Here is a 25124-nt window from a genome sequence, read left to right as displayed (position 1 = left end):
CAGGAGCGCGGACAGTCCGACGGGGCGGCCACGACCGCCAGCGAATACGGACCCGAGTGCCGGGCTGCCGTGCCATCGCCGCGGAACAGCCTGGAGTTCGTCCGGGTCGATCTACTCAGAGGGTACCGGTGGGTCAGAAACCAGGACTTCTGGGTCGTGTTCATGCTCGTCGTGGGGGGCATGTACCTGTTCCTCGGGTGGCTCACCTTCGACGCAGCGCGCGATGTCGGGTCGACGCTCACCCAGGCCGCGTCCCCACCAGCGTGGCTGTTCACCGCAACAGGTGTGTTCTGGCTGTTTCTCTCCGTAGTCAGCGTTTTCGACAGTGTCGGGAGCAACGGGAGCCTCGACAACGACGGCCACTACCTGACGATTCGGCCGATACCCGACATCGTCGGTGGCAAGCTGATCGCGGCCGCGAGCAAGCTTTCGGCGTACACCCTCAGTCTCGGGCTCGCGGCCGGTGCAGGACTGGCTGCCGGAACCGGGTCACCGCTCCCGGTGGTGGGCATGCTCGCTGCCGCAGTCGTCATCCCGGTGGCGGCCGGCGGTCGGCTACCCGACCGGGCTCACGCTCAAGGGGTTTCTCCGTCGGTCACCGCGACTCGCGCGATTCACGACTGCAGTCGGTCTCGGTCTCGGTCTCGTGTACCTCTCGCTGTCCGTAACGGGCGGACTGCTGGGGGTCGTCGAACGGCTGGAACCCCTCTTTCAGGTGCCACCGGTCGCGTGGCTCGGGGACCTCGCGCTCCTTACCACCGCTGGCGCGGACGCGAACGCGACAGGCGCAGTCGGCGTGCTCGGACTGACGGCCCTGGTCAGCGTCGGTGGCCTGCTACTGTCGGTGCCAGCCGCTCGATACGCGTGGGTCGCGGACGCCGCTCACGCGAGCGACGGCGAGGAGAGCGAGCGCCCGACGGCACCTGCCCACGCTGTCGACACTGTTCTTGCGCGTGTCTGTCGGGCGCCGTCGACGTGTGCCATCGCCGGCACGACGCTGCTCCGAGCGGTGCGCTCGCCGCTTCAGTTCGTCTTCGTGGCACCACCGATTGTGGCAGCGATCTCGTTTGTCGACACGTTCGTGACGAGCGGCACTCTCCCGTGGTTCGTGCCGTGGTCCGTCGTCGGGTACGGCGCGTGGGCCGCCGGTGCAGTGCTGCCGTTGAACCCACTCGGTAACCAGGGATCGATGCTCTCGACGCTGCTGACGGCACCGACGGGTCCACGGTCGGTCGTGCACGGGAACGTCGTCGCAGCCACACTCCTGGGTGGGCCGGTAACTGCCGGGCTTGCTGTCGGTACCGGGGTCATCGCCGGACATCCCCCGACGGCACTCGCCACCCTCGGTGTGGTGAGTATCGCTTCGGTCGTCGGGGGGCAGTCGTCGCAACCGGCCTGGGGTCGATCTACCCGCGGTTCGACGCGGTCAGTTTCAGCGGGTCGAAACAGGCAGTCCCGCCGAGCAAACGGGCATACAGCCTCTTTTCGGTGTACGTGAGTCTGACTGTCGTTTCCGCGACGGTCCTGAGCAACGAGACTGCCCGTGACATGGGGTCGCTGCTACTGTCGCGGTGGCTTCCCTGGGAACTCGGTATCGGAGCGGGGATGCTGATGCTGGCCAGCGCGGTTGTTCTGGCGGGAAGCGTCCTGTCGGTTCCGCTCGCGTACCGGACTGCCGTCCGACGCGTGGAGGCCTACCGTCATCAGTCGGCCTGACGACGTGTCTCACGACCGGAGTGATCCATTCGGCAAACGGACGGGTCCGACGAATCAGACAGTTCGGCCACGTTTCGACGAGCGTACGAATCGATTCCCGAGAACGAGACTCCCGTCTCATCCGGCGAACCTGCTATTCGGTACGTGATACGGCTCGAATCCGGCTGCTGAATACAGAGGTGTAGTCAGCACGAGGTCGTAGTTGCTACTCCCGTCATCGAGTTCGAAAGGCTGTGATTCACCTGTCTCACCGGGTTTCTGACCGGATGCTCCGGGGATATCGGACCTACGATTTCGGCATTATTTGACGTTGAGTTGAAACGATTGCGCCGTGAGTGTTCCGTCACTCCGTCTCGCTATTACTAGACGGACGTTCCCCGTGCGGTTACGATTGCTAGCACCCGTAGATACGATGGATGCGTTCAACACATAGGACAGGATGAACGGTTTCAGCAAATTGTACACAGCGTCATTGGTGGCTGCGAATGTTGCCACCGCTTGCGTCATGTATGTTCTGAGTAGTCCCCTGTTTACTGCCGTGCATGCTATCATGGGAGTTACTATCCTGCTGGCAGCGGCACTGACAGAGGAACCGGAACCGCACGGGGGGTCGGCAACTACCGACCGGAGTCAGCAGATTTGAGAGGCCGACTGCTGGCAGGAACGCCACGATTCTCACAGTCGTATTTCGGGCTTGTGGCTGTCCGAATTGGTAGACGCCCGGGAAGACAGGCGTTGTGACCGCCCTAGACAGAATCGTGTACGTGACCGCGGAGACCGGCCTGCACCCGAGGAGTCAGTAGTCCTCGTACAGTCGGTCGTAACTGTTTACCGGCGATTCGCCGGGTTGGCCGGCGAATCCAGGGTTCGGCGTTTCAGACCAGAAGATACCGGCCGGTCGCTTCCGGGTGGCGCCACCCCCGCGGTCAAGGAGACTGGCCCCGGTGACGGCAGACGACCGATCTAGATGTGATTGTCAGGGAGGGGAGTCCTGTCGCGGGGACAGAATGAACAGGTGTGCACGAACGACGCATTGTGGTCCGGTGGGACACGAGACGCGAGTGCGAACAGGAGAGAACGCGTGTCACGGGGGTCGGTCAGCGTACGATACCTCGACTCGGTCGGCACGGTGCGACGAAACCGGCCCTGTGGGGCTGGTCAGTCTTCGAGCGCCCGGGCGGCGACGACAGTCGCAGTCGCGACGGCCGCGACGACGGCGCCTGTTTTCAGTTTCGACATGCACTCGATGGTACGGGTGAGCAGGTGAGTAAAGCTGGTGCGGTGTTTCAGACCCGGAGACACCCACGCCCGAGCAGAGTCACCTTTCGGACCGGCGGACTGGATTAGGAACGGCGGTATCGGGCGCTGTCCGGAGACTCGCAGTCGTGCGAGCAAGTGACCCGACGCTGGCGGCGTTGCCGAGCGGGCAAACTGTCGGGGGCGTCGGGTCTCGCCGCGAACGGTCAAACCATTTTTACCCGCGCCCCCTTCGATTCCCTACTGTGTTTCAGTTCGACGCCCTGACGATTCTCAGGGTCGGTCCCCCAGCCGTGAGTGGCGTCGTCGCCGGTCTCGTGACAGTGACCGTCTTCCGACGCCTCCGTCGGAGAACGGTCTACACGGGACTCGCCCGCCCGTACGTCGTCCTCGCCGGGACGTTCGCGGTTTTCAATGTCGCGTACGCAGCCCTCGGAGTGGGAACTTCCATCACCTCTCAGGCGAGCTGGATCAGCTACTTCCTGATCGTCGTGCCGTGGACGGTGTTCGCGACCCGATACATCGGGCTGGGACAGCAGGTCACCCGCCGGCGGATCCTCGCCGGGGCGAGTGTCGTTGCGATGTCCGCGGGCTTGATTGTCGCGTCCCTGGTCCTGGAGGACGGCCCGGTGAGCGACGGGGCGGTTCAGACTATACAGACCGTTCAATCGGTCTTCTCGCTCGGACTCGTAACCTTCGTGTTCGCACTTGTCATCGCCGTCGTCGTCACCACCTACCGACACGACCTGCTGTCGACTGCCCAGGGCGTCACCGTCGTGTTGCCCGTCGTTGCCCTGGTGTTTGCGTTCCAGACGACTCGTCCGTCGACGCCGGTGGTAAACGACGTGTTGATCGGTGGCGCGTTCCTCACCACCGCGGGGAGTCTCGCGCTGGGAGTGACGCGATACGACCTCGTGACGCATCTCCCCGGGACGCGACGGCTCGGCGAACGAGCGGCACTCACAGAAACCGATGAGGCGATCGTCGTCCTCGACGAGGAGCGGCGAGTGGTCCGCTCGAACGATTCGGCCGTCGAGAGCTTCGACGACCCCGAGACGCTGGACGACGTGACCGACCACACGGTCGCCACGCTGACCGACCGCAAGACGATCACCTGTCGGACGACGTTGGGACGCCGACAGTTCGAGCCGAGCGTCTCGCCGCTCGTCGACGAGTTCGACGAGACGCTCGGCCACACCGTCATGCTCATCGACGTGACCGAACGGGAGATACGCCGCCAGCGACTGGCGGTTCTTAATCGCATCCTGCGACACAACGTCCGGAACGAACTGGACGTGATCCGCGCCCACGCGGAAAAGGCCGACCTCACCGAGGCGATAGCGGGCGTCGACCGACTCGGAAGGCTGAGCGACGAGACGCGACAGGTCCAGCAACTGATGGGGCGGTCGGTCGCCGACCGGACACCGACGGAGTTGCGCACGCTGCTCAACGATGTCGTCACCGACGTAACGACAGGGACGAACGCCGACGCGAGCGTCACGGGCCCGGACGTGACCGTCACCCTCGACGCGAAACTGTGCCGGTATGCGCTCAGACACCTCGTCGAGAACGCCGTCGAACACAACGATACCCCGTCACCCCGCGTCGTGGTGCGGTGTGAACGGGGCGAATCCGGGATCCGGATTGCCGTTGCCGACGACGGTCCGGGCATCCCCGACGACGAACGGTCGGTGATCGAGACGGGAGAGGAGGACCCGCTCGAACACGCCAGTAGTCTCGGCCTCTGGGGGTCGAACTGGGCCGTCCAGGCGATGGGCGGGTCGCTCTCGTTCGCGGAAAGTGACCTCGGCGGCACGGCGGTCGTGGTCAGCCTTCCCGACGTGATGATTCGTGACGCGGACGGATAGCCGTGACCGAGGACGCTACCGTGAGGGCTGGACAGCCTATGTACCAGGAGGCTGGCCTCTATCCCAGCGTGTCATGGAAACGTTCACAGCCGATTCGATTCGGTACGAGCGGATAGATAAAAAGCCTGAATATTCAATATACTGTTGCCCGCGCGTCAGTGAGCCATTTGTCACTACAGGTAGCAAATATCTACACAGCATCAGGACCGACAATATCAGTTCGCGACCTCAAGGAAGTCTTTCGGTGTAGTGCCAACACGGATGACGATGGGTTCATACTCCTCGTTAGTATTGCACACAACACCGATCCTCTGTTCGTCCGTGTCGTCGATAGACACTGTTTTATTTGCCTTCGAACTCCCTTCTATAGCAGTATTCGTGAGTTCAACGCTGACCGCATAGTCGCCGGTGGCTCCGAACACGTCACCGCTATTCTGATCCTGCTCGTGCTCTAAGTCGAACGTCTTCTCAAGAACGGTGTCGCCGGCGGGATCAACTACCTCGATCGAGCCCTTGATCTGTCGGTCTGCCATGTTGAACACGTTTACCTCTTCGAGTGCCACATCACTCGTGGCATCTCTAACTGGTTTCAATATAGTATTGCACCCAGCTACCGAGGTCAGAAGGGCTGTTCCGCTCACCGCGAGAACCTGCCGTCGGGTTGTCGACACTCCGTTTGTGTGGTTGCGTAACTTCATGAATGCACCATATCTTGTTTTCGTCAATATATAACGAGGCGCGGAGCGTCTCAGGTCGAGCAACACGTCGCGTGATTCTCCGGTCAGCCTGAGGACAGTGGCGTAGCCGGTATTTGGAGGTGGTGTCGTGTTCTGCATCCACAACTGGAGCGCAACAGACGCGCCCTGCATCTCGCAGGCGGGTCTTGACAAAACCTGGATAGACGATGCGTGTACCGGTTTCTACGTCACGCTCGAACCTGAAACCGATGTATCGCCGCGCTCAGTACTCCCGCTGTCACTTCGGGGTCTGTCCGAGCAGTCGTTCGGTCAGCCCGCCGACAAGTCGGGCGGTCAGGTTGACCGCGTGCAGGCCGACGAGACAGACGACGACCCCGAGCAGTGAGGCGGCCAGCGCCTCCGGGAGCGTATCGATAGCGGCCCCACTCAGGGAGCTGACGTCGACGGTCAGCGGCCCCAGGTCCACGACGCCGGACGCGGTCGTCAACTGGTAGTCGACCCCGGGCAGCCAGTAGAGCGCCGGGGCAGCCACGAGCGCGAGTGCGAGCGTGAACACGACCGCGATAGCGGTGAACAAGTGGACACCGACGACGAACGATGCGAGGGCGTACGCGACCAGCAGGTAGTTGCGTGGGTTCGTCACGACCGACTTCGCGTACGCACTCAGGGGCTGGTCACCGGGATCGGCGGGGGCGTATGACACCGAACTGCCTCGCAGTCCGCGGAGGAGGTGGGCTTCGAGCACCCCAACGTACCCCGCGAGCGCGAGGACCCCGACCAATATCGGGACGCCGACGACCAGCGGGACCAGCGAGAGTCCGATGCTGAGTCCGGCGACGAACGTCACGAAATAGGCGACGCCGAGCGGGAAGCGGGCGAGGAGATACGCCAGGTTGGCGTACGTTTCGCGTCGCAAGCCGACGCCGAAGACGCGACTCGCGAGCGACCGGTCACCGTTCTCGAGCGATTCGTGCTGTGCGGTTCGACCCATGGTCGTATCGTGGTGACTCGACTGGAAAACTCCCATCGGACGGGTGCTGGTCCTGTGACGCGTCCCCCGGAATTAAGTGGCCTCAAGGGCGACCGAGACCGGGTTGCCGTCCGTCTGCGTTCGACGATGGGAGTACGGTCGCACTCCGCCCCGGCGGGGATACCGCTCTCGACGAAACGTTCGAACTGTCACCGGCAGACTCCGGCGACGAGAGTCCCGTCGTCGCGTGCGGCGACATCCGGGATGGCACAGGGGAGTACGACGTCGAATCGGGTTCACCGAGGTCAAGGTCAGTGGGACTTCGGAGGCGAGCGAGACGGTCGCTCCCGGCGAGACTGGGGAGGGCACTGTGCCGTCGCGGTCGGCTCGGACGAGTCGGTCGCCGTCCGCGTCGGCGAGTCGGTCTCTGACCGCTTTCGGACCGCACGGTAGCTCTCAGGTGGTTCTCGACCGAGCAACGAATCGCCCACGTCGCGTCAAGACATCGTCGTCGGAGACCCCTCCGTTCTTGACGGGCGGAACAGGGTTACCTGTCGCGTGACGTGTCCGTGAGAGTACGGCTACTCGTGGGTAAGTGGACGGGGCTGGGGCGGTACGGGTTCCGACAGAAGAGTGCCTGTGAGAACGTATTCCGGGTCATTCACTCACCGACTTCGAGCGTGAGGCCCTCCGAGTCGAACGCGAGTTGCATCCGCTCGACGACGACGTGGAAACACTTGCGATGGTGGCCGTCGGGGTCGATGCACATCGACGTCTCCAGGACCCCCGCCGATTCGAGCCTGTCCAGCCGCCGGTAGACGGTCGCCCGGGACATGTCCAGCCGGTCCACCAGTTCCCGGGCCGAGAGTGACTCCTCGATGAGCACGCCCAACAATTCGCGAGCGTACTCGTCGCTCATCAGCGAGAGGACTTCCGGCACGTCGACCGTCGGTTCGTCGTCCGCTAGCGGGTCGGCGGGTCGTTCGACACTTGGGCTGGTGGCAACACGGACCGAATCTGACTGTGACATCGTTACTCGATCCGTGTACCAGAGACTCCCTGTAGCCAGACGCTACTATCTCGCATTGCCGCATCACCCCCACTCTAGTTATCGGCATGTGACAGACACCCAGACAGGTGGCAGTACGGTTCTCGCTTCGACCGAAGCCGGCCCGAGCGTCCGGGCAGACCGCGTTGCTGAACCTGAGACATCAGTTCAGTTTTTATAATCTCCGGGGGACGAGCGTCCACCATGTCGCCCCGGGTCCCCCGGACGGTCCGCACCTGGATTCTTCACCGCGTTCGGACGGGCGGTCGATCCCCTCAGAGGAAGGCCAACTGCGGCGCTATCGACTCGGACACCGATTCCCGCGGGACTGCGCCACCGACCGCGACGCCCTCCGGCGAAGGAGCACCGAACCGTCGGGAATCCTCGACGCTCAGGGTGATTCCCGAGACGAGGGCCGTCGAACCGCGGGGGTCACGGTGGGTGATGGCGCCGACGGGCACACGGGTGGGCAGGGTTGCCGACCGATGTCACTAGCAGGTACGCTCGGAGCGGTCGCACTGGATGGCACAGCGGTGGCTCTCTTGGGTTGGACGACTTGGACCGCGTTTCAGTCTCGGAACCGGCCCAGTGGTAAGACATTCGTGGCGTTGCTCGCCTTGGTGACGGCGTGGGCAGTCCTCGCGCTGGGAGCGGAACTCGCCGCAGCGGTCGCAGGCCACAACGTGACGAGCGCGCTCGAACTGGCGCTCTTGGGAGTTGGACTCGTCGTTCCGGGAGTCTGGACGACGTACGTCCTCGGGTACGCCGGCCGCGGGACCGGTCTGACGCGGCGACGGACCCTCATGCTCGCCGGGACCGTGTTCCCAGTAGTGCTGGGCGGTGCTATCGCGATCGTCTCGGCGCTCCAGGTTCCCGACTCGATAGGCCGTCCGGTGGTCGGCGTGCTGTTCGCGTTGCTGGCCGCGGCGGTGTTGTACCTGTTTGCACTCTTTGTCTACGCGGCGTACGTTCTGGTCCGCCTCGGCTGGCGGCACGTCCGTATCTCTACCCTGCAAATAGTGGTGTTGTTACTGGCGACCAGTGCACCCTATCTCGGCGGTGCGGTGGGGACGAGCGCCTCGTCTGCCAACGGCGTCACCGTCGGCTTACTCACGTCAGGTGTCCTGTTCGCCGTCGCAATCAGGCGATATCCGGTCATGACTGGCTTTCCCAGGTCTGAATCAGTCGCTCGGACCCGGGTCGTGGAGGCGCTCCAGGAGGCGGTGGTCGTCCTCGACTGGGATGGGTACGTGCTCGACGCCAACGAGACGACGGCGCGACTGTTCGACCGGTCTTCGGACGCTATCGTCGGCGAACCGATCGAGTCGATTGTCGACGGTATCGAGGGAACCGACCTCTCTGCGGGCGCGACTGGGACGGTCCCACTACAGACGACGAAAGGACGCCGCCAGTTCCAATACAGCGTGTCGGCGGTCGATTCTACGGGGGACAACGATGAGGCGCATGGCGACCCGGTCGCCAGGGCCGTCGTGTTCCGGGACGTGACCGACCGAGAAACCCGTGAACAGCGGCTCACGGTGCTCAATCGAGTCCTCCGGCACAACGTCCGCAACGAACTGGACGTCGTCCTCGCCCACGCCAACCGCATCGAGGACGAGACGCTACGGGCCGGGATACGCGACAGCGCGACAGACCTCGTCGATCTCAGCGAGAGAGCCAGGGAAGCCGAGGAGGTCATGCAGGCCAGCACTGAGATCCCCGAACGCATAGACCTCGTGGCCATCGCGAGAGACGTCGCCGAGCAGTACCGGACTGCCGTTCCAGAGAGCAATATAACGCTCTCATATCCCGACGAAGTGAAGATCTCGTCTCACGAGGCCGTCGTTCGAAAACTCCTCTCGGAACTGGTCGATAACGCTGTCAAACACACCGACGGGTCGTCCCCGCGTGTCGAGATCAGCGTGCGGTTTCGTGGCGAGGCCACCGCTGAGGTCGCCGTCGCGGACGACGGGCCCGGGATCCCGGAACGTGAGCGAGAGATCCTGACCGACGGGACCGAAACGTCGCTCGAACACAGGCGAGGCGTCGGACTCTGGACCGTCAAGTGGGCGGTCACGCAACTCGGCGGCGAACTCGCTTTCGAGGCGAACGACCCCGAGGGCAGCGTCGTGACCGTTCGACTCCACGACGCCGAATACGCGTCTGACGACCGCAGAGAATCCGTCAAGGCGGACGGATAACGGCTCCGGTGTTTCTCGGGGCGACATTCACCGCTCTGATTTACATATGGCAGGAGTGTGGATCCGACCACACGCAACGTTGTCCCCCAGAATCTCCTCCAGTAGTGGTCCAGTCTCTCGACGAGCGTTTCTCGCCGCCATCGGGACGACAGTGACCGCGGCGACAGCAGGGTGTGGCGGTGCGCTCGACGCTCTCGGTAACCAGTTCCACGACCAGGTCAACGTGTTCAACGAGATCGACCGGCGACTCGCCGGTTCGGTCGCGGTAGCGGGTCCCGACGACGAGTCTCACCTCGACGAGACACTCGAGTTGATCTCCTCGCGTACCGACACCGGTGACGGCCAGTCGTTCGCGGCGTACTCGACGTGTGGGGCGGGTCGGGCGGGTACGAGGTCACCGTCGACCTGGACGACGACGTCGGTGGTGAATCCCGGGCGACCGAGACTGTCGAGATAGACACGCCCAACGACCAGCGCTTGGCAGTCGTGGTCGGTGGCGCCGGTATGGACGACCCGGTCGCCTTCCGGGTCGGCGAGAACTTTTCCGACTTCGTTCCGACGACGTCGACGGATACCACGCCCTGATCCGTCGGGCGACCGACGACCGCTGCAAGCGTCTCAGACGCGGAGACGCTGGCGGGGTTTACGTGACGTAGACGAACACCAGCGAGCCGACGGTGTTCTAAAGCGGCAGGTCACTGTCCCGGAGGAGCGACAGGAGCAGGTCCGTGACGAGGATCAAATACGGCGCGGCGAGCAGTGCGACCGTCCCTTTGCGGATCCGGGTTCGCGTGCCCATGTAGGTCACCGTGAATACGAATCAGGGCAGCGTCGCGACAAACCAGCACAGAAATGGGGTCTGGGCCCATGCCGCCTGTTCGGTGTAGAACGGGACCACCGACGGGAGAAGTCCGGTCAGTCCGCCGACCAGACACCCCTGTTGGTCCCTGTCCGCCCTCCACCGTTTTCGGTTCGCGCGGTAGCAGATATTCTGACGAGAACGTATTCATCGTCACCGCCGGGTCCAACGACTCCCGGAGATCTCGTTCCGGGACGTACTTCTCCTCTGATACGCCGCTCACGGACCGGGCTAACTGCGCGTATATCGGGTCCGAGTTTCTGCAGTCCGGCCTCCAGCAGGCGTCTCAGGACGGGAGACACTGCTGGATGGTTATACTGTCTCCGTCCCAGTGAACGAGTATGAACACGGTCACACGAGTGTTCTCCACGACCCTTCTCGGTGTAACTGATAGTACGATACCGCTTCAGAATAGACCCGGATTCATTTCGGTGATAGAGCCGATTGTGCCGGCCTTATCGAACAGCGAACAGGGGGACGCCTCATGACCCTGATCACGTGTCCCCACTGTCCGCGCCAGTTCGACTCGGTACGGCAGTCACGCACTCACGTCAGAGACACACACGACGGAGAGCAATCCACAGCCCAGTCACCGGAACCCTGACCGAGACCGCGATAATGCGGCATCTCACGGTTCGAACAGTTCTCTGAGAGACTCAGAACTCATGAAAAACAACCACGAATGTCAGACGGAAGGCGAGCAATCTAGTCGATTCGAACGATGCGAAGGCGTGGTGCTGGAACTCGGCGCTATCGTCGTCGACGAGTTTCTCGACCTGTTTTGAGCGGTCGTACCGCTCTCGGGGCGGAAGCGTACTCTTCGAGAGGAGCATGCAGCGGGCGGTCGCTATCCACGACAGGAACCCGCTCCGGGTGTCTGTGTGTGGAGTCTCGACGTCGATCCAGTTTTGTCATGTGCGAGTGGTCTCTGTGACGCGCGCTGTGTTCGGCAGTAGTCACGACAGAACTGGCGACGACCGGTAAGCGGGTCATCGACTCCCCTCATCTCGATAGCGATGCGAACGCCAGGGGCGACGGGAGGTCTGTCGTCGCCGTCGACCGTCAGACGAAACGGTCGGCGAGGAAGCCGCCGAGCGCACCGAACCCGGCCTTGAGCGCGAGCGCGGCGAGTTCGCCGACAAGCGTGATGCCGACGAGGACGACGCCCCCCGCGAGCCTGTCTATCGCCCCGGCTCCTGCGAGGAACGCGACCGCGAGAAACACTAACAGCGGAACTGTCAGGGCCCAGCCGACCAGTCCCGTCGTGGCGCCGACCCGCAGGCCGGACTCGCCCTCGTGAAGATACGCAGCGAGAGCTCCGCCGACGACTCCCGACCCGGGGACGAACGAAATCAGCGCAGTCACGGCTGCGCCGTAGACGGCGCTGGCCCAGAACGTGGCGGTCGTCCCGCCCTCGCCGGCGACCCGACGACGGGTCCGCCGGCGTGCGCGGACGAACACCGCGGCGACGGCGACCAGTCCGAGGCCGGTCAGTGCAACCCCCACCGAGAACCAGTCGACGAACGGCACCCCAGCGGTGACCGCCTCAGCAGGCGTGAGTCCGTTCACCTCGGTACTGTCGGCGGCGATGAACTCCGCTATCACGGCCCGGTCGACCCGGGTATACAGTCCAGCGCCGACCGCGGTTAGGGCGAACCCGGCCACGGCAGCGACGACGCCCAGGACCCAGTCGACCACCGCTGGAACGGGGTCACGGCTCGCCGTCGGCGGTTTCGCGTCGGTTCGACCGGGATTCGCTGCAGTCTTCGCATCACCCATACCAGAAGTGACGAGCGACCGGGTCATGTACCGTATAGCACCGTTTCAGAGACTGAGACGCGGTGAAATGGCTTAGGGTTCTCACCGCCCGTCAGTGGGGTGTTCGTCTCTGGGTCTGAAATTCTCGACACCGATTCAAGTACGTATGGCTCGGATTCTAAACTGTGATTTCGCCCGATACGAAACCCATCGCTGGTATCGCCCCCGTCCCGACCACGGTCAGCCCCGTTGAGGTCCGTCGACCGGGCAGTGTCGGCCAGATAGTGATATGAGTGAACGCAACAGCGAGCGAACCCTGCCACCCAAGCGGACTGGTCTGCCAGTCCTCGGAAGCGCGGTTTCGTTCGGCCGCGACCCGTATGCGTTCTACGACGACGTCGCGAGTCACGGCGACGTGGTTCGGTTCTCGATGGGCACCCACGACATGGTCGGCGTACTGGACCCCGACGCTATCGAGGAAGTCCTGGTGGAGAAGTTCGACAGCTTCCGGAAACCGGAACGTGCCGGCGGCGTGGACGTTCTCTCCGACGGTCTGTTACTGGCAGACGGCGAGCGGTGGCAGACACAGCGGACCCGCCTCCAGCCGCTGTTCTACCGGGAGCGTATCGAGAACTACGCGGAGACGATGGCGACGTACGCGGCCGCGATGGCCGAGGAACGGGCGGCGACTCCGGAGGCTGTCGACCTGACGGAGGCGACATCGACGTACACGCTACGGGTCCTCGGGAAGACGCTGCTGGGCGTCGACACGGACGAGCACCGACGTGCGGTCCGGGCGGGCGCCGAAGCGATCCGCGAACGCAGCAGTCAGAATCCGGTTTCGGTGGATCTTCCCGACTGGCTGCCGACACCCGGTAACCGCCGGTACCGTCGCGGCGTCGAACAGCTGGAGACCGTCGTGGACGACCTCGTCGCGGAAACTGAGCCAGACGGCGACGGAGAGGACATCCTGTCGACACTCGTCACCGCCAGCGAGCGGTCGGACGAGGGTCCCACCGAATCGGAGCTACGGAGCCAGCTCATCACCTTCCTGTTCGCCGGTCACGAGACCAGCGCCACCGCGTTGACGTGGGCGCTCTACGAACTCGGCAGGAAACCAGCGGTTGCCGACCGGCTCTACGCGGAGGTCGACGACATCGTGGACGGTGCCACCGCGACGCTGGCGGACCTTCCCGACCTGACGTACACGAAGCAGGTACTCAGAGAGACACTCCGGCGATACCCGCCGGCCGCTGCCATCTTCCGGGAGGCCGACGAGGACGTCGTCGTCGGCGAGTACCGCGTGCCGGCGGACACGTTCGTCGTGCTCCCGCAGTTCTACGTCCACACCGATGACCGGTGGTGGACCGACCCGGACCGGTTCGACCCCTCCCGGTGGGACGGTATCGAGGAACCGCCGGGTGACCGACCGGAGTACTCCTACTTCCCGTTTGGGGGCGGGCCGCGCCACTGCATCGGGATGCGTTTCGCACGGATGGAGCTCACGCTCGCGCTCGCGACTATCGCAGGGCACTGTCGGGTCACTCACGACCGGGACGACGTCACCGTTGATGTCGGGTCGACGGTTCACCCCGGTGAGCCGATCCGTGCCACCTTCTCCGGGCGCGAGTGACCGCCGCTCTCCAGACGGCTCCAGCACACAACTGACCGGGGCGACTGGGACCGGGCGGTCTCACCAGTTGCACTAGCTACGTTGAAAACGATGAGTCTGGGATTCCCGCAGAACGGCGCGAGGAGATTTTCGGACGGGACCATTCTTCGACGGGTGACGGCATCGGATTCGAACTAACCATCGTGAAGCAAATCGTATAAGATCACGGGTGGGCGGTGTCTGTGACAGACGGGTCTGAGGGCCGGGAGTGGTTCGAGCTCGTGATGTCACAATAGGCGGAGTGGCCAGTACTCAGATACGCCCTGTTGTCCATGTTTTGAGACTACACCCGCTATGGAGGGGGCGGTCTGCGTATCTCACCGATATTCCGAAATCGACTGGTATGGCGCGTAGTACCCGATTCTATCGATCCATGTCGACAGCCACTTATCAGCAGTTGGCTCATCAATAGTGAGCGTACCTTTGATTGTCCGCGTTGTCGTGTAGTCCGCATTCGGGATACGTAACACGCCTCTCCAACGCCCTGACAGGCGCACCGATAGCACGTCTTCGACCTGACGACTCGTCGACCAATTGCACGTCAATGCGCGCGTCCTACGTCGGAGGTGTTCAGGTCACTCTCACTGTATGTATGCCGACGACAGCCGCGATTCGAAGTCACCGTTCCGGAGAGCAACGTATCCGACGGTGAGGGCAGCAACACAGAGCATCGCTCCGAGGTTAACCAACCCGAACACCTGCACGAACTGTGACGGGCCAGTGAACGTCGGCCGGATCAGCATCGGTAGAACCTCCGCAGCCTCACCGAAATTCGCCAGCCCGTAGATATTATTTATTGTAAAGTTTAGCAGGAAGTGGAGGCCAATCGGCAGTGCCAGCGAGTCGGTCCACACGTACGCGGCGCCGAGCAGAATCCCTAGCACTACCCGGAATCCGAACGTTTCCAGCGAGCCCGGGAAGTGGCCAATGCTGAAGATCAGCGAGGACACCACTACTCCCAGCAGGACTGCGCCACGGTCGGACAGCCACCGGCTCCGGAGCCCTTCGACGGCGCTCGTCAGAATGAGGCCCCGAAAGATCAGCTCTTCCCAGAAGGCTGTAAACGCCCACTGGATAGTGTACACTCCGAACGCGGCGGCGAACGGCAACACGCTCGCACCAGCGCCGCCCGAGAACAGTTCGGAGACGGTCGCCCACCCGGCGAGCAGATTCACGAGAAGCGCCACCGCCATCCCCACCAGGGCGATGACGCTGCCAGCGCCGAAGTCCTTCAGCCAAGACGGGCCAAACGCGAGTCCGTAGTCGGTCAACGGTCGCCGATCGACGTACTTCGCGAACACAATCGCAACGAGAAGTCCAACGAGCGCACCAATCACGTTGGTCGCGGCTCCGGTCACGGAGGGCGGAAGTTCGGTCCCCGCAAGTGCCAGTGCCGGAAGGATGAATATCCCCACGAACGAGGCGACGTAAACTCCGAAAATCCGCCAGAGTGCACGGGGGCGACCCTCGGTTCGATTCCACAGCACCGAGACGACGTGTCCAGTGATTCCATCGCCGTTGGCTCGCCGGTCGGTATCGGCCGACCGGGATGCGGTCCGTTCGAGGTCGCTGTCAGTCTCCGTTTCGGGCATCGACAGCTACACCTATGGATGCATGTGAAAAGGGCGGTGTTCCTGGCTTCACTCGCTGAAGTTAACCTACTATGCCATATGGGTTAGGGCGTGGCGTCACTCTACTCGCTGGGAACATACCTCGCTCCCGATACACGAGGGCGTTTGTGAGCCGACGGTCAGGATGTCGTCGCGGTCGTGGCACTCGCTGATTACCTCGACATCCACGGATCGAAAGAGTGGACTCCCTTCCACGGTACACGTGTCATAGAAGATGCTCCACGGCGCAATCTCAGAGAGCGAAACTTCGTGCGACGAGTTATTAGCCTGGGTAAAACACAGCCAGTTGTGATTCGCATGCGGAGACGGCCCGGAGCTGTGAGATGTATAAACGACACTCCGATATGAGAGATCACTAATTTGTTATATGAACAAACCGATCAAAGGGCACGGCGCAATAGGCTTGATTTTGAGCAGCATCGGTATTTTGGGTGCTGCGCTGCTAATTGAACCGCTTGCGGCTCAAGGCATAGTCGCGCTATTTGGTTTGGGGGTGTTGATTCGGGGTGTTCGTGTGTTCCAGAATAGCTAGACTGATACTGATTATTGTAGCAATGTACCGGTGCACGCCGACCCCGGGTCGGCGCGATCCGGAAATGATCTACAATAATCAGTATGAATCGTAACAATAGCCCAGGGCACGTCCCCGCTCTGCCTGTGAACTGATAGCAATCGGGACCGTACTGAGCTTTCGTGAATAGCGGATGTGGGGTGTAGCTTCTTGATATGCTGTTCAGGATATCCAATGAGGAGAGTGTCTCTCTGGACTAGTTGACTCTGGCGGCCCTAATTGTATAAGAATGACCGATAACTGATCTGAGCCTGTCACAGTAAGACGCTCATGCATTTATGAACAGCTTGAGGCCGAAGTCTGATATGACAGGCTCTTCGATTCCGGACTGATGATTGGTTTCGAAAAGCACGGTACGCAGTCGCTCTCTTAGTGATTCCACTCACTGGAATTGGCTTCGCTACACAGATCGACGACCACTCCGCACAATATATTGTACTGGTGTATCTCATGGTAGCAGGACTGTTCGTGCTGACCGTGGGTATCGCGTATGCAGACCATTCAATAACCGAGTGGCTCTCGTGATCTGTGATTGATTCTATGACACGCTTGATCCGTCTGGAAAGACGCACGACCAGGTCTCGTCTGGCCGTAACTGACACACACGTGAACCACCAATATCAGTCCCGACGCGGCATCCACAGCCCGTAGAGGATCAGGCCCAGACCGATGAACTCCGGAATCTGAATAATGCTGTTGAGAACCGGAGTTGGAAGCTCCAGCACGTAAATCAGTATCAGGGCCAGCGGAGCCTGAACGAACAACACGAGCACAAAGCCGGCCGCGATGTATAACATCGGACGGCTCTGGTTTTGACGGTATGCAGTGTAGGCGAGGTAACTAATCGCCAATCCGAGGAGCATCGGAATCACCTCGCTCACCTGTCGAATCGTGCGCAGCGTTTCGAGATCGATCTGGAGTAGCGTGTCGAGCATGTCAGGTACCCTCTACGAACTGTGTGAAGCGGTCGACCATCCGTTCCCGACGTGAAACCGTAATCTCGAAGCCGTCCTCGTTAAGATCGAGTTCGATGCCGTCGAGTTCTGTCCGATAGAGCTTGTAATTCTTCCCATCGGTGACTGGCTGGATATCTTCGGTGACAAGATCGTACTCGCGGAGGCGTTCGAGTCGGCGGTAGACCGTCGGCTCCGAGACCCCGGCGCAGTCGCTGAGCTCTGCTGCCGAGCGAGGCTCTTTTTTTGCCTCGACGAGAATCGTGCGCGCACACTCGTCACCGAGTAGGTCTGCGAGTGCTTCAGGATCCCGCACGTCGGACACTGTACGTGGGCCATCTCTTCTTTCGTCAATATAGGTTGTCCCGTTCTAGGCTTTCTGTCTGGCTTCAGTCAGAGAAGCCACAGGAAACTACCATCCATATCCACGCTCACGTTTCGAGTACGGATGTCTAACACACAGACTCGGACACCAACAAGCGTACTCCTCCCGACGGCTTCTTGGACTGACGCCTGTGACGAGGTCACCGCACAGCTGGGACCCGAAGATGAACTGCTCATCGTCCACGATAGCGAAGAAAACCCGGTTGCGGACCGAAAACTCCTCCCAGGGAACGTCCAGTTGATCCCTGCCGGCGACCCTGGCGGGTGTTCCGGGAAAACAAATGCTATCGCAGCTGGGATGGAAGCCGCCAGCCACGACCGTCTTGTCTGGACCGACGATGACTTTCATCACTCCCCGGACTGGCTTGACCGCCTCCATGAGCCCTACCGTCGTTCAGGGACGGCACGAGTCCCCGGTGTGTAATAAAGCGGATAACAGGAGTCCGGGGTCGGAAACTGAGTTCTGCATGTTTCAGACCCAGAGGAAGTGTCGGCTCACGGGTCGTTTCAGGGAATAAAATTTTCGGCGCGTCTCCGACTCCGAACAGCAGGACAGCTGTCAATACCACGGGAGACGCCCATCAAGTATGAGAGTGTTCAGTCGACTCAAAATCGGATTCGGGATGGCACGCCGGAGCGGTCGCGTGCTCAGAGTCCATCCGAAACTGTTGGTTTTCCCGTTGATCGGCGGGATCTCCGGGATCGCATTCATTGCAACGCTCTTCGGAAGCCTGCTCGTCACGGACTCCATTCGGGATCCCGGGGTGTTACTGTACGGCGCGTTGTTCCTCGCCTATCTCGTCGAGACGTTCGTCGCGTCGTTTTTTACTGCGGCCCTCGTCGCAGCGACTCGCACTGTCTTCCACGGCGAGGAACCGTCGATCCGTGGCGCGCTCGCCGCCGCCTGGCAGCGGAAATTACCGCTGTTAGCCTGGTCGGTGGTCGCCGCGGTCGTCGGCGTGATCATCCGCATCATCGAGTCGGAAGACAGCCTCGTCGCGCAGATCCTCGCCGGCGTCTTCGCGGTGGCATGGAGCGTGATGACTTACTTCGTCGTCCCCGTGATCGTCTTCCGTGACCCGTCTCTCACGGAGATGTTCTCGGAGAGCGCTACCACGTTCAAAAACACATGGGGGGAGTCAATCGGTGCGATGGCCACAATCGACGTCTTCTCGTTCCTGCTGGCGCTCGCCGGCCTCGCGCTCGGTGTCCTCACGTTCGTCGTGACCGCGGGCACGGGGGTCCAGCTGCTGGCAGCGGTCGTGATCGGTGGCTCCGGATTCGTCTTCGGCCTGCTGGTCGGGAAAGCGCTCAGTGGTGTCGCCAAGACGGCGCTGTACGTCTACGCGACCGAGAGCACCACACCGGCGTTCTTCGACGACATGGACTTCGGCGGGTTCGGCGGTTCCGGAGGCGGCCGAATCTAACGACCGAGTCAGCTGAAAGATGGCCTCATAGACACGATGACCCGGCTCACTCGCATACCCACAGATATCCGACAGGGTGCGAAAATCACCCGTGCGGAGTGGACGCGCCACCGTCGTGAATTCGGAATCCCGTCGACGGGAAAGCCTGTCTTCCTTGTCGTCCTCCTCGGATTCGCCAGCGGCCTCGGATGGCTCGCACACGCATTGGGACGCGACATCGCTGCGGGACAGCCGTTTCCAGATGACCTGGTGGGTTTCGCCGTGAGCGTCGCGTTTCTGTGGATGGTCTGGCGCAGCTCGAAGTACACACACGTTCGCTTCGAGCGGCTGAACCCGGACCTGCTGTTGACGACTGTCCCGGTCAGAACGGCTGCACTCGGCCTGCTGGGGTTCGTCTACGCTCGCCTGCTCACCACGCTCGCCGTGCCGACGCTCGGCATCGCCATCGGCACCGCCATCGGACTCCGAGCGCCGACGGCCGTACTCACGGTCACCCTCGCGATCGGGTGCATGGGCATGCTCGCCGCTGCACTCGGGACCACCAGCAGGCTCGCGGCTCGACTCGTCGCAATCCGATTCGTCCGCGCACGGTACTACAGAGACCTCCTCATCGTCTTCGGCTGGATCCCGCTCGTGATCGGTGCGATGCTCCTAGAGGAACTGTCGCTGTCGCTCGCTCCGTTGACCGGAGTCTTCGGTGCGTTGCCGCTGGCGTGGTTCGTGGATATGGCGCTCGTCGGCGCGTTCGACGGGACAGGCGAGGCGGTCCGTCACACAGTGGGCGTGTTCGGTCTTCTCGCTACCACAGTTCCCGTCTTCGCGGTCGGAGCGACAGTCTTCATACGCCGCATCTGGGAACAGGATTCTGCCAGTTCGATAGGCTCTCGCGGTTCGCATTCACTGCTCGAAACAGGGGTAGTAGAGCGAGTCGTCGGTGATCGCATCCCGCGTGCCATGTACACGGTCGCTCGGGAGCGATGGTTGATGGAGCGACGCGTCCCACGGGGGCTTCTGTCCACGGGGTACGCGCTCGTGTTCATGGGCGCGGTCGGATTCCCGCTGGTCGCGCTCGCCGGTGGGAGGGCCTTGCTACTGGTGTATTTCGCGGTCACGCTCGGCCTCGTCGCTGGTGTCGCCTTCGGGTCGGATCCGATCGGGACCGAATATCGTGCATTGCCCATGCTGTTCACGTCGGTTACCGGGCGACAGTTCGTCGGCGGAGTGCTCCTCGCTGCAACAGTAGTCGGTGCCCCGCTCGTCGCCCTCGTCATCGTCCCGCTCGGGTTCGTCGGCTCCGTCGGAGTCGCACAGACGGCCCTGATCGCGCTCCTCGGTAGCGTCATCTGCCCGTGTACCGCGTCGGTCGCGACCATGGTCGGACTGGGGATCGAGCGTATAGAATACGCTCCAGTCCCCTTTTTCTTCACGGAAACCCCGGTTTACGGGGAACTGGGCGCGACGGCGTTTCTCCGTCAGGGGCTGGTGCTCGCCATCGGGGTTCTCGCCAGTCTCCCGGCCTTCGTGGGGACGGCGCCGTCCGTCTCCGAGCGCATCGCGGCTCTCGGGGTGCCGACCGCCGGCATCCAGGTCGGGTCACTGCTCCTCGCGCTTTTGCTCGCCGTCGCCATCACGAGAACCGCCGCGAGGATCGCAGTCCAGCGGTTTCGAGACTACCAACTCGGGTGATCTCCGAACAATGACAAATACCAGCAACGACACGTCGGCATCGAACGAGCGAGAAGCCACCATCGAAACGGACAGGCAACCCGCGATCAGCACGAGCGACCTGACGAAGACGTACAGTGAGACGACGGCCGTCGACGGCCTCGACCTCACCGTCGAACGGGGCGCAGTATACGGGTTTCTCGGTCCGAACGGGGCGGGAAAGACGACGACGATCCGGATGCTGACAGGATTGCTCCCACCGACCAGTGGCACCGGACGTGTCGCAGGGACTTCAGTTACTGACCGCGAGACACTCATCGAACACATCGGATACTTACCCGAATCACCGCCGATCCACGAGGAATTCACCGCCCGCGAACAGCTCGAATACCACGGCGGGCTCCGAAACATGTCTCCAGCAGCCATCGACGACCGGATCGAGACGCTTTTGGCCCGGTTTGAACTGGCCGATGCTGCCGACGAACGGATCACCACGTACTCGAAAGGAATGCGACAGAAGACCGGACTGATCCAGGCGATCATGCACGATCCCGACGTGGTCTTTCTCGACGAGCCGACGTCCGGGCTCGATCCGCGTGCCGCCCGAACAGTCCGGGAGACTATCACGAACCTGGCTGCAGCGGACACCACCGTCTTCCTCTCGACGCATATCCTCCCCGTCGTCGAAGAGATAGCGACCGACATCGGTATCCTCTACGATGGTGACCTCGTCGCGGAGGGTCCACCGGGCGAACTCACAGGCGACAGAGAGATCGACGGGAAGCACACGCTCGAAGATGTCTTCCTCGAAGTCACGACCGAAGACGAATACCCCGGGGATGAATCTATCCCGGAGTAAGTCATTTCTGTGTTTCGAGTTGCCACTCGGGCGGGATTCGAAGCGACTAATTTGAATTCCCGCGAACTGTATTGGGGTCTCTCGTTGCGCTTTGGTTCACCGAGCGGTTTCTGACAGCGTCGTCGTACGCTCGCTCCAGCGGCTGAACGTCGCTACTCGGAAATCATATCCTTTACCAAGGTGTTCCCCGTTGATATCCAACGACCGTACACCCAATTCATGCTCGTCAAAATCGTCGGGGCCCAAGGTATTTCAAGCGCAGCGGGGCTCCTGGCGATTAGTGCGACGGTCGCCCGCAGATACGATAAGCCGGGAGCCGCGTGGTTCTCGGGATATACCGCGCTGGTCGGAGTCGGTCTCGGAGTACTCAGCGTCGGCGTCCTCACTGGATTCGCTCCGGTAACTGATTTTACGGGTCAAGTTGGGCAGTGGCTGGCGTTCGTCTGGATACTCCCCGTCGGCTTGTGGGCAATGTTTGCACTCCGGTACACGGGCCGGCCCGTCTCGTTAACGCTCAAAACAAGTATACTGGTCGCCTTCCCGCTTCTCGTATTAATCATTCAGTTTATCCTATCTGGTGTGTCAGGCGTGCCGACGCAGGCTGTCGGGTTGCTTGGTATTACTGCCAGGTATTACGCACTAACGCTGGTCGTCGCCGGGATGGTGTTAGTAGTCCGGACGACGCGCCGATATGACCACACCGCGGTGTGGCAAGGTGTTGCCCTCGCTGGGGCACCGGCGGCGATGTGGTTGTTCTGGAGCAGTATTCCGTATATCGCTCAACTCGGCCGGACGGCAGGTGGAGCCGCCTACGTACTGGGATCACTCGGCGCAGTGTGTGGGTTCGGACTCGCGGTATTCCGACTCGACGCGTTCGACATAGCCCCGACCGTCGGCGTCGTCGGTGAACGGGATATCGTCGAGGAGACAGACGACCTGGTGTTGATCGCGGACGAGGAGCACCGAGTCGTACGTGCGAACGAACGTATGCGCATCGCTTCGGACGGGACGGACCCCGCAGCTGGTACCGTTACCGTCGAAGACATGTTCGGGACCGACGTTGACGGTTTGCGAGCAGCCGAGACGGTCACGCTCAGTGTCGCGGGCGTGTCGGCGAAGTACGATGCGCAGGTGTCGACAGTAGTCGACCGGGGCGACCGGCATCTGGGAACCGTGGTCAGTCTCCGCGAGGTAACCGAGCGCGAACTCCGCAAGGAACGCCTATCAGTCCTCAACAGGGTTCTCCGACACAATCTGCGCAACCAACTCGATGTCCTCAACGCGCATCTCGATGCCATCGACGACGACCACGCGGACACGGCTATCGAGACGACGGATCGTATCGCACGCATGAGCGACCACGCACGGACGATCGACCAACTCCTCTCGGAGTCGCGGGAAAACGCCCCGGTCGACGTCGCCGAACTGCTTCGCGCCACCGTCGCGACCTACGACTCTTCGGTCACCGTCGAGGCGACTGAGTCGCTAGTGATAACGACGGACGGCGTCGCTCTCGAAGCGGCGATAGAAAGCGCCGTCGATAATGCGGTCATGCACGCTACGGACGTGGCCGTCGCGCTTCAGTCGACTCCAGACGGGTGCGAATTGCAGGTCATCGATGATGGTCCTGGAATCCCCGAGTCGGAACTGTCCGCGCTCGAAACCGGGTCCGAGGCGCCACTCCGACACGGGACCGGACTGGGACTGTGGCAACTTACCTGGGCTACCCGTACGCTCGGCGGCGAGGTGTCGTTCGACACGTCAGATGGTACCACTGTCACGATATCCGTCCCCGACGCTCCGCCAACCGGCGAGTGACTCTCGAGGCCCGATACGGTCGGTTGTAGTGTATCTGGGACTCAGTAGGGACACAGCTGTCAGTTGAGAAGCCCGTTCGCCGGGCACTCTCTAGCGGTAGTTCATGTCTCCCTCACGAATCCGATTACCTCGCTGCGAGGGTTTATCTCCGATATCGGTCCCAAAACGCGGTAGATGGACGAGACGCGACACGGTAGTTCCATTCCCACCACAGTACTGCGAGATACCCGCGAGCAGCGCCCCTGGACGTTCGACGGGTGTGGGGTCGAAACGCGCGACGTGACGCTCTCGACCGGGGACTACACCGTCCCGACTGCCTGTACTCACGACCCGGATTCGGATACCTACCACCCACAGTTCGCGGTCGAACGCAAGTCCGGAGACGACTTCCTCACCGCCCTCACGTGGGAACGGGACCGATTCACGTCCGAGCTACGGCGGGCGACCGAGTGGCCACAGCCCCTCGCGGTCGTCGTAGAGACATCCTGGCAAACCCTCCTTCGCAACCGGGGCTGTATGCGGCGGCGGGATATCCATCCGAACCAGGTCGTCGGGACGCTCTCGGCGTGGACACGTCACTACAACGTCGCGTTCCGTTTCGCCGACTCCCGTAGACGAGCCGAGTTATGTGCGTTTCTCCTCCTCGTCCGCCACAGTCTACGACGACGATGTGAACAAATCTGACGCGAACTCACTCAGCCCAGAAAGCTCGCTGTCGGTCTTCGATCTCGCCGAGAACCATTGACAGCACGTCGCGCCACTCCGCCGGATGTGAGGCGTCGTCGCCGGGTGTCGGCGCGTCGGGTCCGGGGTGGACGTGATCACGCGCGTTGTGATCCGAGGGGTGCCGATCCCACCGATGGTCGAACTCACCATCCCGGTGCTCTTCGTGGTAGTGCAGCGACAAGTCACCGTTCTCGAACCACACCACCTCCAGCCGAGCGCTCTGCACTCGCTGTGGATAGAACCCCGGATCGTAGCGGCAGACGATTCGATCCGGCGCGAATTCCGGCTGGCGTTCGACCTCTGTGAAGCGGTCGTCGGTGATGAATCGCTCTTCAATGGCGTTCAGGCGGTCGAAATCGATCGGTGCGCCGCTGACATCGTCGGTCGAGCCAGCGTCGTCGCGTCCGCCACTCATGCGACAGTACGTCGATCGGCAGTACCGTCCGAGTCAGTCTGCAACGCTCGTTCGAGCAGAGCAATCCGACGGCGAGTCGTCTTCCACGCGGAGACGTCCTGCCACACTGCTTCGACAGACCGCCCAGTATCAGCCGCGTGGGTGGTGATAGCTACTGCATCCGGCGAGGGGACGCCAAACGTCTCGGCGAACGACGCGTCGCGCTCTGCCGCATCGTCCAGAAACGCGAGGAGTTCGTCGTCATCGTACCTGTTCCGAAGTTGCTGGATACGCCGCCAGTTCAGGTATGCTTGGTTCCGCTCGTACGTCGCAGGAGAGTCAGTGACTCGTGTGACGATTCCCATGCGTTCGAACCAATCTAGGTACTCCCGAGCGGCGTCTACTCCGTGCCCCGCGAGTTCGGCGACCTCGCTGGCTGTCGCGGGACTGTCGAGTCCGAGCACGGCGTCGAAGAAGTCGTCCCGAGTGCGGTCCCCGGAAACGACTTCTTCCGGCGGGACGAGATCGTCGAAGTCTGGCGAGTCCCGACGCTCGTCAGCCCCTGCCTTCAGTTCGGGACTTGGGTCTTCCATACCCAATGAACGACGCTCTGTCGGAATAAATCTTTTCGAGACCGGTATATTCCCAG

At 62.2% G+C, this 25124-nt stretch carries 22 protein-coding genes and 1 pseudogene; 12 read left to right on the top strand and 11 right to left on the bottom strand.

The genetic code is table 11. From position 1 onward, the window contains the following. Positions 1-646: 646 nt before the first annotated feature. From NLF94_RS03725 to NLF94_RS03715, 3 genes are all read left to right on the top strand, one after another. Positions 647-1498, top strand: coding sequence for a hypothetical protein (locus NLF94_RS03725; protein ID WP_254840128.1), 852 nt, complete (start codon positions 647-649; stop codon positions 1496-1498). Then, the gene (locus tag NLF94_RS03720) at positions 1495-1716 is read left to right on the top strand and encodes a hypothetical protein (protein ID WP_254840127.1); all 222 of its coding nucleotides are present in this window, start codon (positions 1495-1497) and stop codon (positions 1714-1716) included. Before NLF94_RS03725 ends, NLF94_RS03720 begins: the two co-directional genes overlap by 4 nt. 1502 nt (positions 1717-3218) lie before the next feature. Continuing rightward, the gene (locus NLF94_RS03715) at positions 3219-4841 is read left to right on the top strand and encodes an ATP-binding protein (protein ID WP_254840126.1); all 1623 of its coding nucleotides are present in this window, start codon (positions 3219-3221) and stop codon (positions 4839-4841) included. A gap of 215 nt (positions 4842-5056) precedes the next feature. Here the strand turns inward: NLF94_RS03715 and NLF94_RS03710 are convergent, their stop codons facing one another. From NLF94_RS03710 to NLF94_RS03695, 4 genes are all read right to left on the bottom strand, one after another. Next, the gene (locus NLF94_RS03710) at positions 5057-5404 is read right to left on the bottom strand and encodes a hypothetical protein (RefSeq protein WP_254840125.1); all 348 of its coding nucleotides are present in this window, start codon (positions 5402-5404) and stop codon (positions 5057-5059) included. A gap of 412 nt (positions 5405-5816) precedes the next feature. Continuing rightward, positions 5817-6530 (bottom strand): sensor domain-containing protein, encoded by a 714-nt coding sequence (locus NLF94_RS03705; RefSeq protein WP_254840124.1) that lies wholly within the window; start codon positions 6528-6530, stop codon positions 5817-5819. Positions 6531-7170: 640 nt separating this feature from the next. Next, positions 7171-7539 (bottom strand): ArsR/SmtB family transcription factor, encoded by a 369-nt coding sequence (locus NLF94_RS03700; RefSeq protein WP_254840123.1) that lies wholly within the window; start codon positions 7537-7539, stop codon positions 7171-7173. Positions 7540-7832: 293 nt separating this feature from the next. Continuing rightward, the gene (locus tag NLF94_RS03695) at positions 7833-8018 is read right to left on the bottom strand and encodes a hypothetical protein (protein WP_254840122.1); all 186 of its coding nucleotides are present in this window, start codon (positions 8016-8018) and stop codon (positions 7833-7835) included. Positions 8019-8042: 24 nt separating this feature from the next. On the opposite strand from NLF94_RS03695, the gene NLF94_RS03690 reads away from it, so the two are divergent. Both NLF94_RS03690 and NLF94_RS03685 read left to right on the top strand, forming a co-directional pair. Further along, on the top strand, positions 8043-9758 hold the full coding sequence (locus NLF94_RS03690; protein ID WP_254840120.1) for an ATP-binding protein: 1716 nt from the start codon (positions 8043-8045) through the stop codon (positions 9756-9758). A 366-nt stretch (positions 9759-10124) separates the two neighbouring features. Beyond that, the gene (locus NLF94_RS03685; protein ID WP_254840119.1) at positions 10125-10343 is read left to right on the top strand and encodes a hypothetical protein; all 219 of its coding nucleotides are present in this window, start codon (positions 10125-10127) and stop codon (positions 10341-10343) included. Between the two features lie 930 nt (positions 10344-11273). On the opposite strand, the gene NLF94_RS03680 is transcribed toward NLF94_RS03685, so the two are convergent. Continuing rightward, positions 11274-11450, bottom strand: a complete 177-nt coding sequence (locus NLF94_RS03680; protein WP_254840118.1) for a hypothetical protein — start codon at positions 11448-11450, stop codon at positions 11274-11276. A gap of 229 nt (positions 11451-11679) precedes the next feature. After that, positions 11680-12396, bottom strand: a complete 717-nt coding sequence (locus tag NLF94_RS03675; protein WP_254840117.1) for a DUF5518 domain-containing protein — start codon at positions 12394-12396, stop codon at positions 11680-11682. A gap of 268 nt (positions 12397-12664) precedes the next feature. Here NLF94_RS03675 and NLF94_RS03670 point away from each other — a divergent pair, with 268 nt between their 5' ends. Then, the gene (locus tag NLF94_RS03670) at positions 12665-14008 is read left to right on the top strand and encodes a cytochrome P450 (protein ID WP_254840115.1); all 1344 of its coding nucleotides are present in this window, start codon (positions 12665-12667) and stop codon (positions 14006-14008) included. 620 nt (positions 14009-14628) lie between these two features. On the opposite strand, the gene NLF94_RS03665 is transcribed toward NLF94_RS03670, so the two are convergent. The 3 genes from NLF94_RS03665 to NLF94_RS03655 all read right to left on the bottom strand — a co-directional run bounded on the left by NLF94_RS03665 (position 14629) and on the right by NLF94_RS03655 (position 17527). After that, a complete protein-coding gene (locus NLF94_RS03665; protein WP_254840114.1) occupies positions 14629-15639 on the bottom strand; it encodes a CPBP family intramembrane glutamic endopeptidase in 1011 nt (336 codons plus the stop codon). Positions 15640-16869: 1230 nt separating this feature from the next. Continuing rightward, on the bottom strand, positions 16870-17184 hold the full coding sequence (locus tag NLF94_RS03660; protein WP_254840113.1) for a DUF7521 family protein: 315 nt from the start codon (positions 17182-17184) through the stop codon (positions 16870-16872). A gap of 1 nt (position 17185) precedes the next feature. Next, positions 17186-17527, bottom strand: a complete 342-nt coding sequence (locus tag NLF94_RS03655; protein WP_254840112.1) for an ArsR/SmtB family transcription factor — start codon at positions 17525-17527, stop codon at positions 17186-17188. A 123-nt stretch (positions 17528-17650) separates the two neighbouring features. Here NLF94_RS03655 and NLF94_RS20900 point away from each other — a divergent pair. From NLF94_RS20900 to NLF94_RS03625, 6 genes and pseudogenes are all read left to right on the top strand, one after another. After that, positions 17651-17986: pseudogene (locus NLF94_RS20900) on the top strand (glycosyltransferase family 2 protein); the annotation flags it as partial. Positions 17987-18173: 187 nt separating this feature from the next. Next, positions 18174-19013, top strand: coding sequence for a DUF6159 family protein (locus NLF94_RS03645; protein ID WP_254840111.1), 840 nt, complete (start codon positions 18174-18176; stop codon positions 19011-19013). A gap of 36 nt (positions 19014-19049) precedes the next feature. Continuing rightward, positions 19050-20699, top strand: a complete 1650-nt coding sequence (locus NLF94_RS03640; RefSeq protein WP_254840110.1) for a hypothetical protein — start codon at positions 19050-19052, stop codon at positions 20697-20699. A 10-nt stretch (positions 20700-20709) separates the two neighbouring features. Then, on the top strand, positions 20710-21537 hold the full coding sequence (locus tag NLF94_RS03635; protein WP_254840109.1) for an ABC transporter ATP-binding protein: 828 nt from the start codon (positions 20710-20712) through the stop codon (positions 21535-21537). A gap of 219 nt (positions 21538-21756) precedes the next feature. After that, the gene (locus NLF94_RS03630) at positions 21757-23355 is read left to right on the top strand and encodes a sensor histidine kinase (protein ID WP_254840107.1); all 1599 of its coding nucleotides are present in this window, start codon (positions 21757-21759) and stop codon (positions 23353-23355) included. A gap of 174 nt (positions 23356-23529) precedes the next feature. Further along, a complete protein-coding gene (locus NLF94_RS03625) occupies positions 23530-24039 on the top strand; it encodes an ERCC4 domain-containing protein (protein WP_256558699.1) in 510 nt (169 codons plus the stop codon). A gap of 7 nt (positions 24040-24046) precedes the next feature. Here the strand turns inward: NLF94_RS03625 and NLF94_RS03620 are convergent, their stop codons facing one another. Together NLF94_RS03620 and NLF94_RS03615 are read right to left on the bottom strand one after the other, a co-directional pair. Continuing rightward, positions 24047-24496 carry a toxin-antitoxin system TumE family protein gene (locus NLF94_RS03620; RefSeq protein ID WP_254840105.1) on the bottom strand — a complete coding sequence of 150 codons (450 nt, stop codon included), beginning with the start codon at positions 24494-24496 and terminating at the stop codon, positions 24047-24049. Then, a complete protein-coding gene (locus tag NLF94_RS03615; protein ID WP_254840104.1) occupies positions 24493-25068 on the bottom strand; it encodes a DUF7342 family protein in 576 nt (191 codons plus the stop codon). Before NLF94_RS03615 ends, NLF94_RS03620 begins: the two co-directional genes overlap by 4 nt. Between the last annotated feature and the right edge of the window lie 56 nt (positions 25069-25124).

Source organism: Natronomonas marina (assembly GCF_024298905.1).
Classification (GTDB): Archaea; Halobacteriota; Halobacteria; order Halobacteriales; family Haloarculaceae; genus Natronomonas; species Natronomonas marina.
Note: the sequence above shows the minus strand (reverse complement) of the source record. Positions and strands in the feature narration are given on the sequence as shown.

What these genes read in the sequence shown, in the direction of transcription:
- NLF94_RS03630 (WP_254840107.1), top strand. Translation starts at nt 21,757, where the DNA reads ATGCTCGTCAAAATCGTCGGGGCCCAAGGTATTTCAAGCGCAGCGGGG.
- NLF94_RS03690 (WP_254840120.1), top strand. Translation starts at nt 8,043, where the DNA reads ATGTCACTAGCAGGTACGCTCGGAGCGGTCGCACTGGATGGCACAGCG.
- NLF94_RS03665 (WP_254840114.1), bottom strand. Translation starts at nt 15,639, where the DNA reads ATGCCCGAAACGGAGACTGACAGCGACCTCGAACGGACCGCATCCCGG.
- NLF94_RS03625 (WP_256558699.1), top strand. Translation starts at nt 23,530, where the DNA reads ATGGACGAGACGCGACACGGTAGTTCCATTCCCACCACAGTACTGCGA.
- NLF94_RS03615 (WP_254840104.1), bottom strand. Translation starts at nt 25,068, where the DNA reads ATGGAAGACCCAAGTCCCGAACTGAAGGCAGGGGCTGACGAGCGTCGG.
- NLF94_RS03660 (WP_254840113.1), bottom strand. Translation starts at nt 17,184, where the DNA reads ATGCTCGACACGCTACTCCAGATCGATCTCGAAACGCTGCGCACGATT.
- NLF94_RS03670 (WP_254840115.1), top strand. Translation starts at nt 12,665, where the DNA reads ATGAGTGAACGCAACAGCGAGCGAACCCTGCCACCCAAGCGGACTGGT.
- NLF94_RS03705 (WP_254840124.1), bottom strand. Translation starts at nt 6,530, where the DNA reads ATGGGTCGAACCGCACAGCACGAATCGCTCGAGAACGGTGACCGGTCG.
- NLF94_RS03635 (WP_254840109.1), top strand. Translation starts at nt 20,710, where the DNA reads ATGACAAATACCAGCAACGACACGTCGGCATCGAACGAGCGAGAAGCC.
- NLF94_RS03700 (WP_254840123.1), bottom strand. Translation starts at nt 7,539, where the DNA reads ATGTCACAGTCAGATTCGGTCCGTGTTGCCACCAGCCCAAGTGTCGAA.
- NLF94_RS03640 (WP_254840110.1), top strand. Translation starts at nt 19,050, where the DNA reads ATGACCCGGCTCACTCGCATACCCACAGATATCCGACAGGGTGCGAAA.
- NLF94_RS03620 (WP_254840105.1), bottom strand. Translation starts at nt 24,496, where the DNA reads ATGAGTGGCGGACGCGACGACGCTGGCTCGACCGACGATGTCAGCGGC.
- NLF94_RS03645 (WP_254840111.1), top strand. Translation starts at nt 18,174, where the DNA reads ATGAGAGTGTTCAGTCGACTCAAAATCGGATTCGGGATGGCACGCCGG.
- NLF94_RS03675 (WP_254840117.1), bottom strand. Translation starts at nt 12,396, where the DNA reads ATGGGTGATGCGAAGACTGCAGCGAATCCCGGTCGAACCGACGCGAAA.
- NLF94_RS03680 (WP_254840118.1), bottom strand. Translation starts at nt 11,450, where the DNA reads ATGCTCCTCTCGAAGAGTACGCTTCCGCCCCGAGAGCGGTACGACCGC.